8 protein-coding genes and 1 rRNA gene are annotated in these 10,243 nt (G+C 36.7%); 3 read left to right on the top strand and 6 right to left on the bottom strand.

The genetic code is table 11. From position 1 onward, the window contains the following. From K357_RS0105995 to sfsA, 3 genes are all read right to left on the bottom strand, one after another. A 16S ribosomal RNA gene (locus tag K357_RS0105995) occupies positions 1–97 on the bottom strand; the annotation flags it as partial. A 626-nt stretch (positions 98–723) separates the two neighbouring features. Then, a complete protein-coding gene (gene gyrA / locus K357_RS0105990) occupies positions 724–3,189 on the bottom strand; it encodes a DNA gyrase subunit A (RefSeq protein WP_028257898.1) in 2,466 nt (821 codons plus the stop codon). 669 nt (positions 3,190–3,858) lie between these two features. Further along, entirely contained in the window at positions 3,859–5,007 is a 1,149-nt protein-coding gene (gene sfsA, locus K357_RS0105985) for a DNA/RNA nuclease SfsA (protein WP_028257897.1), read from the bottom strand. Between the two features lie 306 nt (positions 5,008–5,313). Here sfsA and K357_RS0105980 point away from each other — a divergent pair, with 306 nt between their 5' ends. Genes K357_RS0105980 through K357_RS0105970 form a run of 3 tightly spaced genes read left to right on the top strand, consistent with a single transcriptional unit; the run spans position 5,314 to position 7,472 of the window. Further along, the gene (locus K357_RS0105980; protein ID WP_028257896.1) at positions 5,314–6,516 is read left to right on the top strand and encodes a DUF1858 domain-containing protein; all 1,203 of its coding nucleotides are present in this window, start codon (positions 5,314–5,316) and stop codon (positions 6,514–6,516) included. A 1-nt stretch (position 6,517) separates the two neighbouring features. Beyond that, a complete protein-coding gene (locus K357_RS0105975; RefSeq protein WP_028257895.1) occupies positions 6,518–7,183 on the top strand; it encodes a hypothetical protein in 666 nt (221 codons plus the stop codon). A 4-nt stretch (positions 7,184–7,187) separates the two neighbouring features. Further along, on the top strand, positions 7,188–7,472 hold the full coding sequence (locus K357_RS0105970) for a hypothetical protein (protein WP_028257894.1): 285 nt from the start codon (positions 7,188–7,190) through the stop codon (positions 7,470–7,472). Positions 7,473–7,782: 310 nt separating this feature from the next. Here the strand turns inward: K357_RS0105970 and K357_RS0105965 are convergent, their stop codons facing one another. The 3 genes from K357_RS0105965 to K357_RS0105955 all read right to left on the bottom strand — a co-directional run bounded on the left by K357_RS0105965 (position 7,783) and on the right by K357_RS0105955 (position 10,104). Further along, positions 7,783–8,235: an OmpH family outer membrane protein gene (locus K357_RS0105965; protein ID WP_028257893.1), complete on the bottom strand. Its 453-nt coding sequence runs from the start codon at positions 8,233–8,235 to the stop codon at positions 7,783–7,785. A 261-nt stretch (positions 8,236–8,496) separates the two neighbouring features. Then, positions 8,497–8,850, bottom strand: a complete 354-nt coding sequence (locus K357_RS0105960; protein ID WP_028257892.1) for a GerW family sporulation protein — start codon at positions 8,848–8,850, stop codon at positions 8,497–8,499. Positions 8,851–9,150: 300 nt separating this feature from the next. Continuing rightward, positions 9,151–10,104: a hypothetical protein gene (locus K357_RS0105955; protein ID WP_028257891.1), complete on the bottom strand. Its 954-nt coding sequence runs from the start codon at positions 10,102–10,104 to the stop codon at positions 9,151–9,153. Between the last annotated feature and the right edge of the window lie 139 nt (positions 10,105–10,243).

Below are 10,243 nucleotides of genomic sequence, written 5' to 3'. Positions count from 1 at the left end.
ATTCATAGGAGCAAGCTCCCATGTCTCTTCGTTCGACTTGCATGTGTTAAGCACGCCGCCAGCGTTCGTCCTGAGCCAGGATCAAACTCTCCAAGATACCTTGAAGCTATTTGCTAGCTCATTTGTTTTTGTTACTTACGTAACTTGAATTTTTTGGTTGGTTTCTTACGAAACCCGCACTCTGGCATATGTACATTACTTAGTAATGTTTACCTTATATTGTTCAGTTTTCAAAAATCTGTTATCGCTATTTCTTCAACCGACGACTTGATTATCTTATCATTTTCAAGATGTCTTGTCAACAACTTTTTATGATTTTTCTCGCTCATCCAGAACATATTCTCTAGACAAGCAAATTAAAACAGCTCATGGCTGAACTGTATTAGTATTGTATCCTATTGGACTATAAATTGCAAGGGGGTTTTTATAAGTTTCCATAGGCTCTAGTCATCAAACGATTTTCGTCGTACATACCATATGTGAAAGACCTATCGAGGTTTCTACTCTTTGATGCCATCGCTACCTATTGTATAGTCACACTATAACAAAATTGTATACGGAGCGTTCTAACGCATGCCTTCTCATACGATAAATCATCAACAATGATACCTATATAACAATATGCAGAGGGTTGTACCATGTACTCCCCTCTGCATATTGCATTCATACTCTATATGCTACAAAGTGTATCATATCTATCGTATCTATTTGTGTATGCTATTATTATTCATCTTCTTCTATTTCAGAAGCAGGTATCACCGTAATAGATGCGACTTTATCACCGCTATCTAAATTTTGTGTTTTCACACCAGAAACGGCTTTACTTTTTTTCACTGCAATGTCCGTAGTGTTAAAACGAATAATTTTGCCTTGTTCAGAAATAATCATCACTTCATCATCATTTCTTACTACTTCTACGGCTACAACATCTCCTGTTTTATCGGTAATTCTAAAGTTTTTAGAACCTTTACCACCACGTTTTTGCAATGTGTACGCACTAATATCATTGCGTTTTGCAAATCCTTCTTCGCTAATTGTAAAGATTTGAACATGTTCATCGTTGCCAGTAAACACGCCAGCTCCTACAACTTCATCACCAGCATTTAAGTTAATTCCTCGCACACCGTGTGCTGCCCGTTTTAATAATCGTGCATCTTCTTCATTAAAGCGAATAGCGATACCTTTCTTAGTGCCAATCAAGATGTCTTGACCACCTGTTGTCATACAAACAGAAATTAAGCGATCTCCTTCATCTAGATTGATAGCATTTAAACCACTACGACGAATATTTTGGTACTCTTCGATTTTAGTTCGTTTGCATACGCCGTATTTAGTCACCATAAACAAGTTCGCATCCATATCTACCGATTCTAAATTAATCATCGTTGTCACTTGTTCACCTACATTCAATGGCAACACATTGACCATAGCTGTGCCACGAGAGTTACGGCTAGATGCTTCTGGTACTTCGTAAGCTTTCAAACGATAACTACGCCCAGTAGAGGTAAAGAATAATAATGTATTATGAGTACGAACATGCATAATTTGTGCCACATAATCATCTTCTTTAGTCTTGATGCCTACCACACCAACACCACCTTTATGTTGGTTGCGATATACATTAGCGTTCATGCGTTTAATATATCCTTGTTTAGTTAAGGTAATCACCATTTCTTCATCAGCAATTAAGTCTTCAATATTAAGCTCCGATGTATCAATCGTAATTTCACTGCGACGAGCATCACCATATTTCTTCTTCATATCATCTAATTCATCTTTGATGATACCTCGTTGACGAGCTTCACTTGCTAAAATTGCTTTCAAATCGGCAATCAATAGTTGTAATTCCTTATATTCTTCTTCAATTTTTTCACGTTCTAAGCCTGTTAAGCGACGTAATCTCATATCTAAAATCGCAGTCGCTTGTTTATCGGATAAACCAAATTGAGTCATTAATGACTGTTTAGCGATTTCATCGGTTTGAGAACTACGTATGGTGGCAATCACTTCATCAATATGATCTAAGGCAATCAATAAGCCCTCTAAAATATGAGCACGCGCCTCTGCTTTTTGTAATTCAAATTGAGTGCGGCGCACCACAACTTCTAATCGATGCGTTAAGTAATGATTTAATACTTCTTTTAACGTTAACACTTTTGGATGTCCGTTAACGAGCGCCAACATGATAACCCCAAAAGAATCTTGTAATTGTGTATGTTTATAAAGTTTATTTAATACGATATCCGGTTGTATATCGGCACGCAATTCAATCACAATGCGCAATCCTTGACGGTCACTTTCATCACGCAAGGCGGTAATACCATCAATCACTTTATCACGACTTAAGGAAGCAATCGTTTCAATCACTCGTGCTTTATTTACTTGGTATGGTATTTCAGTTACCACAATTTTATGCTTACCTTTAGGCATTTCTTCAATGGTCGCCTTCGCACGCATTTTAATACTGCCACGACCTGTACTGTACGCTTTTTTGATACCTTCTCGCCCAAGAATTAATGCCCCTGTTGGAAAGTCTGGACCTTTAATGGCTGTCATTAATTCGTCAACGGTTACATTCGGATTGTCTATTAACATAATCAATCCGTCTGCTACTTCTCCTAAATTATGAGGAGGAATATTCGTTGCCATCCCTACAGCGATACCTGCCGATCCGTTAATTAAAAGACTCGGCACTTTGGCAGGCAATACAGTTGGTTCTTGCAAAGACTCATCATAGTTAGGCATAAAATCAACAGTTTCTTTATCGATATCGGCCAACATTTCTTGCGTAATTTTAGCCATACGGACTTCTGTATAACGCATAGCTGCCGCCGAATCACCATCGATGGATCCAAAGTTACCATGCCCATCAACCATTAGGTAACGCGTATTAAAATCTTGCGCTAATCGAACCGTAGCATCATAAACAGAACTATCTCCATGTGGATGATATTTACCTAATACGTCACCTACGATACGAGCCGATTTTTTATAAGGTTTATTCGGGGTCATACCTGTTTCATGCATCGCATATAAAATACGACGATGAACTGGTTTAAGACCATCACGAACATCTGGTAATGCACGCATAACGATTACACTCATCGCATAATCTATATAGGCACTTTTCATTTCTTTATCGATTTGGACAGGCGTTATTTTGCCATGACTCCAGTTCGTTTCCTCCACAGTTCCACCTCATTTGTTCTTATCATCTAGTATAAAAGTCAATTAATCTACCTTATATTATACCATTATACTGTCAAGCTTGTCAGTATGTACCGGTATATATGTTTTTTTAGTTACCTTGGTTATCAACACATGTGTTACATATTTTATAACTATGACTTAATCGTCAACACATATATGCACTCACTTCAATCGACTTGCTCAGCCTAAGCTCTTACTATTTCATACAGTATGTACACAGATACTTCACTTACATAATCTCACGTCATAATCTATCTAATTTAGTACACTATGTACTACTTTACTAAAGGATACCATCCAATACTGCCATTAAGTGCACTCTATACCACGCTGATCGTCATTTGTCGCATCAGCAGAATCTATCTATTTGATACAGGATATACCACTATCGTACCTACCACTTATAAATATAGACTGCCTTATCTACTCATCCTTTTTTCCATAAAATAGGCATAGTATCCTCTTGTATGCATTTTTCTTATTCCAATGACAGCCTACAGAAACAAAGCCTTCTATCTTTCTACCTTTCTACCTTTCTACCTTTCTATCTTTCTAACTTTCTATCTTTCTATCTTTCTATCTTTCTATCTTTCTATCTTTCTATCTTTCTATCTTTCTATCTTTCTATCTTTCTATCTTTCTATCTTTCTATCTTTCTATCAGTGAGTCTAACCGATTCATGCGCATATCTTCAACAACTTTCATAAATAATTTGTTATGAATTGGATTATCTTGCATGCCGAATAAATGACTTTCACAATGGCAGTCGGAGCAACCAAAACCCGGTATGAACCAATCAGTCACCGCTTTCAATGTCTGTGCTAATTCACATTCTAAATCAGAGGCTGTCCGCACTGGAATAGTAGCGACGATTTCACAATGGCCACGAAAATAATCTAAATGCCAATGCATTTTTTTGCGCTTTCGTGTATGTCGTTCTATGCGTTTTTTCAAATTGGCTTTAGCTGATCCTACATACATATAGTAGCCTTGTTTAAAAAACATGGTCCCCTTGTTACCAATAGTGATTGACGCATCTGTTGGTAAATGCATAACAATGATATAATCACCTGCATCCTTAGCTTCTTGTGCGATTACAGCTGGTTCATAATGACATATGCGAACTACATGCGGCATGGTGAATTGCTCATTCCAACGCAAAGCGACCGCTTTCCAGTCAAGGTGAGGGGCCACTTGCTGAAATGTAGTAGCAAATGCTAAATCCGTATGGTAATCAGGCAAAAACCATTCTGCCTTTTCCCATTGCACTAAAAATAATACGCCCGTATGATACCCCTCTTGTTGTAACGCCTCTAAATGCAATAGATGTTTTCTCCCACGCTCAGTAATCGCATCGGGAAACATGGCGCCCCTTTCACTAAACAAGGTGCAAGATTTTACTTCTAATAAAAATTGTTCCTTCTTAGCATTCGTCAACAGTAAATCAAATCGACTATGCCCTACCGTATATTCGCGTCGCACGACAGACCATTCTTCCCATCCAGGAATGAGCTGATGGGAAAGTAGGTACTCCGCCACATCATTACTATAATTGGTATCCAACATAATGGGAATGCCATCACGATCAATGCCAATCACTCGGTACTGTGTTTTCGCCCCTACTTTATCATGGGGCACAATATACATAGTCACCCCCGTAAAAAGTAATTCCCACATACGTCCTGGATTTGGCAAATGGGCTAATACGGGTATGCCATCTAAGGCTACAGAAACGACAAAACGATTAAGTCGTTCTATAAACGTCGCCTTATATACGGTATCATATAATACTTTCATAATAATCTCCTTATTCATCCCTACAGTTCATACTACGTGCTAGCAATGTAACTTTCTTCTACTCCTAGTATATACATATCCTATCATAATAATAACTGATTAGCCTATTCGACTATCATACTATATAATAATTATGAAAGCGAATAGCAAATACCTAATAAAAAATATTCATATGTTGCCATGGCAACATACAATACTGATAAAATACGATATACTAAGTATATCAATACAGAATATTTCTATATAACATATAGGCTACGGCAATCGCAGAAGAATCAGTAGTAGTTACTGAAGAAAGGATGTACTATGTCACAAATTGCAGCAAACTTACAACGAATTAGAAATGGTCAACGGCGCTATGCCATTACGCCTCGCATTCCAGGCGGCTTTGTGCAACCTGCTCTATTACAAAAATTTATCGATGTGGCTAACAAATATAAAGTTACCTTGAAAATAACTGGCGCACAACGAATTATGATTACTGGCTTACGAGCAGAAGATGTCAATGATGCTTGGGCTATGCTAGGTATGAAACCAGCCTACACTGTAGCGAATCGTGTACGCTCCGTTACCATGTGCCCAGGTACCACTTTTTGTAAACGAGCAAAACAAGACAGTGTAAAACTCGGTATGCAACTAGAAAAAAAATACACGTCCCTTGAAATGCCTTCAAAGGTAAAAATGTCTGTATCTGGATGTCCTAACTCTTGTACGGAAGGCGCTTTAAAAGATATTGGTATTATCGGATCTGTTAATGGTTGGTCCATCTATGCAGGCGGTAGCGGTGGTGCTCATCCACGCCTTGGGAAACTCATTGCCCACGTGCCAAATGAATCAGATGTGTTAATCATTGTGGATCGCATGATAAACTATTACAAGGAACAGGCACAAATTGAACGTGTAGGAGAATTTATCGATCGCATTGGGTTAGAAACTTTCAAACAAGCAGTATTGAGCCCTGATTATATGCAATATAGAGCGCCTATAGAATCTGAAAGCACTACTACAAGCGATATAGAAGAAGTGGTAACAACGGCCAAAGTAGCACCTACTATGGACGATGTAAACGCCAAGTATCCTATTATTACACCGGATACAATCATTCGCGATATTGTGGATACCTATCCTGATTGCGTACCCATTTTACAAGATATGGGAATGGGCTGCCTTGGTTGCCCTTCTTCTACAGCAGAGCCATTATCGCAAGCGGCCCATATCCACGGTGTGAATGTATACGACTTGGTATCCAAGTTAAATAGTGTGCGTGCAACATTACTAGAACCAGATCAAGCTAAACCGCTACAAAAAGGTGAACCGATTACCAAAGATACTATCATTCGTGACATTGTCCACATTTACCCAGAAGTAGTACCTTATCTACAAGATAAAGGAATGGGTTGCCTTGGTTGTCCTTCTTCTACGGCAGAACCGCTATGGCAAGCTGCGCAAATTCATGGTTTTGATGTGACTCACTTAGTCGATGAATTAAATGAACGAAAAGGAGCATAACATGTCAGCAACACTAGGTCATATTCATTATTGGTTATACAAAAAAATTCAATTGATTGTAACGAGAGAACAATTAATTGCAGATCGAACTCGCACGGTAATCGATAGCTTGTCCGATGAATTACATCAAATGTCACTCGATACATATGGTGCACCCATTGATCCAACTACGCCACTGGAAACTATAATTGATCACAGTAATATCCATGGTTGGTTATCTAACCAAATACAAATTGCCTCTGTGCGAGAAGCCACTTTCATCAAGGATTTATTAGATTGTGTAGATGGTAAACAAGCGTTGCCAACAATTTCCGCCATACTAGCATCCTTTGCTGTACAAGGTAAAGCTTGTGCTGCCATTGCAAAAGAACAACTTTCACCGATAACAGCTGAAACGATTTATAAGGAATTACAAAACTTTTACGTAAACGGTATGCCTTGTGATGGTGGTGATCAAATCATCACCCAAACAGCAGATACCTTTAGCTGGATAGGTAATCATCGATTGCAATTACCATACTGGAAAACAGCAGGCGTAGACCCTAAATTTATGGCCTTAGCGTACCAAACTTGGTTTGAATCCTTTGTAAAAGAATTAAGTCCAACCCATACATTTACCGTCACCGAAGATAATGGTGAACCTATTTATACAATTAAAAAGGAGTGATACTATGTCTCTAGGTATTGAAAAACATGAGTCAGGAACCATGTTCCAAGAAAAGCAGTATACAGTCATAAAAAAAGTAGGTAATGCAAGTGACACTATAGAAAAGCATAATCATCCAGATTATACGATTTTATTTACCGTTATACGAGGTACTATCCTTGTAACACTTAATGAAGTGGAAGACCATACACTCAGTGCTGGTATGGTGCTACGCTTTGATGGCACGAATTTTATACAAGCTAAGTTTATAGACGATGGAGAATGCATTGTGACCCTGTTAAAAAAATAATTGCTACGCTTATACATTATATTCGTTTCTTATATAGTTAACTAAAATAGAATGAATTTTCTTTATAGAATAAGCCTAGTATACGCAACACATTAAGTCCAGAAATACACACTACAAAGTAGCCGATGTCGTTATGTACTGCTTTTAACACACTAAATGCTACCAAAACATCTCCCTATAAAGGAACCGATATCACTATAGACTGTGCTTAATTACGCATTAACCACTAGATACTATAAAAGCTATAGAACCTAAAAAAATTGCCCTAGACCTATGTGGTCTAGGGCAATTTGCGCTATTAATTTTTATATTATTTTTTCAATGTAGCAATCACATCATTAGTAATATTAATTACTTGACTATTTGCATCAGCAGAAATAACTGCATATGGATTATCTACTACAACATCAATAGATTTTCCTTTACGGATCGTATCGATACGACCTGCAATATCAGTCATCATTGGATTAATAATTTTATTAATTTCGCTTTGTGCTTGTTGATTTAATGGTACAACTTTTTCATTAAATGCAGCTTCACGTTTGGATTCTTCCAATTTATTAATAGCATTGTATTCTTTTTCAATTTTAGGTTTATAATTTTTTTCTACCGCTTGAATTTGTAATTCAATAGCGCCGTATCCAGGATAAGAACTTACTACTTGATTAATATTTACAAAACCAATATTGGCAGCACTAGCCACTGCTACTGCACTCATAGCACCAATAACTGCTAATGACATAACTTTTTTCTTTAAATTCATCTTCATATCCTCCTTATAAAGAGTTAATATACTCTATATCATTATACCGTAATTATGTATAGATAGCAATCAATAAACACGATTACCTTATATATTGCATCGATTCTACATGAAAATCATAAAAAATACATATATCCAGATTTCATATACGTTCAATCATATAACATATACACAAAATAAGCATTGCAACACTATACTACTTAGTATTCTTAGTTACAATGCTTATTATATACTACTACTTGTATTCTTTAGTAAAATATATTAGTCTTCTTCATTAAGATAAATATATTTGTCTGTTTTTAATTTTGCAATGACATCTGGCACCATACCTACTAATCGATCAAAACCTGATGTATAGGCTGTTCCTTTAATATTGAATAATTCAATACGTTCCCCTTTCACAACTAAAATGGCTGTTGGTTCCATCTTGGCACCACCACCGCCACCGCCTAGTTCATTATTGCGCGATCCTGATCCAAAACCAAATGTAACATCTACAAAAGGAACTAACGTAGCATCACCGATTTTAACAGCTTCGCCAACGACTGTTTCCACTTTAATCATGTCTTTAAATCGTTCAAATAAGGTTTCTAAATTTTCTTTTACTCCATCCATGACGTATCCTCCTCAGGTTTATGACCACACTATGTACACATGATAATAATCTATCATTCATTATCTATTGGTAACGTATTAAACTTACGCCTATTCTTAATTACTAATGATACTGCCATCTATCTACATTCATTATATACTTGTCATCCAACGATTCACAATAGGTGATTGATATAAAGTATGCATATAGAAGAATTGATGTACTCTCTACATAGGTTACACATATAATACGTTGACTACCAATATATTTACTTACACATTTACCTCATAATTACTTCGAGTTCTCCTCTGAAAGTACGATTAGGCTACTGATTGTTTCGCTTTTGCTTCTTTTCGTTTAATAAAAAATACTTTCATACCAGCTACCACAAATGTTCTTACAGCTTTTGTTACCATAAATTGAGTACCATACCAAGCCATAACAGCAGGAATAATTCTCCCATATATATATCCACTACCATCACAAACGGGCTTGATATACTCTAATCGAACATCTTTCATACCATGAGGCCAAACACTATATAATACACCAGCAATGAGACCTGTATAATACGCATTGCCACACCCATATGTGCCTTCTATATACATTTTTCTTGGCTTAGAATGGTCATACATTCGTTTACTCACTACGTAAAGTGCCTTATATAATGCAGGATTTTTCACATAGGGTACCCACCAATCAAAGGGCACTTTTGAATCTTTCTGTAATACGTTATCAATCTTTTTATGAAATTGTTTTTTCTTATCAGCAAGCGTCGCTGTAAACTCTTGCAATGATGAAAAAATAGTTTTTTTCTTATGATTCGCATCATCCGTCCCAGTGACTGTATCATCCGATTGGCACACAATTTCTTGTATATTCCCATCTTCTGTAAATACTACCTTTTCGATAACTGGCTCCGTATCCCTTTCTTCTACGTGCACCTCTTTTGTACTGATAGGTTCATCATACTGTTTAGATGCTTTTATATCTACTTCTTCTTCTACACGTTTTGCTAACCATTCTTCATAATCTCTGGCAGGGCCAATTTTCATACGCCCTAATATATAGACCTCTTTAAAAAATGGCTTTCCTTGTTCATAGCGAACATGAACGGAAAATATACGATACAACCATGATAACTTACCTTCAAATGTATAGGGATGCCTACCATTAATATCAATGCGGTAAGTAACTGGACTGATTAACACAATCACTAACAGAGAAATAATGACTATGAGTATAACCAGTAATGCTATTCCAATGCCAGACATATGCATCACCTGCTTTCAAAATAATATATACTTATATATATTCGATACAGCCTTATAAAATCCTTTATTTTTTTTAAAGTCTATAAAAAACTCTACATAGCTACATGTCATCTATCTACGTAACCAAGAATAAACTGCT

It is taken from the genome of Veillonella montpellierensis DSM 17217, assembly GCF_000426745.1.
Taxonomy (GTDB): domain Bacteria; phylum Bacillota; class Negativicutes; order Veillonellales; family Veillonellaceae; genus Veillonella; species Veillonella montpellierensis.
Note: the sequence above shows the minus strand (reverse complement) of the source record. Positions and strands in the feature narration are given on the sequence as shown.

Coding starts and splice junctions, on each gene's coding strand:
- sfsA (WP_028257897.1), bottom strand. CDS start 5,007: ATGAAAGTATTATATGATACCGTATATAAGGCGACGTTTATAGAACGA.
- K357_RS0105980 (WP_028257896.1), top strand. CDS start 5,314: ATGTCACAAATTGCAGCAAACTTACAACGAATTAGAAATGGTCAACGG.
- K357_RS0105975 (WP_028257895.1), top strand. CDS start 6,518: ATGTCAGCAACACTAGGTCATATTCATTATTGGTTATACAAAAAAATT.
- K357_RS0105970 (WP_028257894.1), top strand. CDS start 7,188: ATGTCTCTAGGTATTGAAAAACATGAGTCAGGAACCATGTTCCAAGAA.
- K357_RS0105965 (WP_028257893.1), bottom strand. CDS start 8,235: ATGAATTTAAAGAAAAAAGTTATGTCATTAGCAGTTATTGGTGCTATG.
- K357_RS0105960 (WP_028257892.1), bottom strand. CDS start 8,850: ATGGATGGAGTAAAAGAAAATTTAGAAACCTTATTTGAACGATTTAAA.
- K357_RS0105955 (WP_028257891.1), bottom strand. CDS start 10,104: ATGTCTGGCATTGGAATAGCATTACTGGTTATACTCATAGTCATTATT.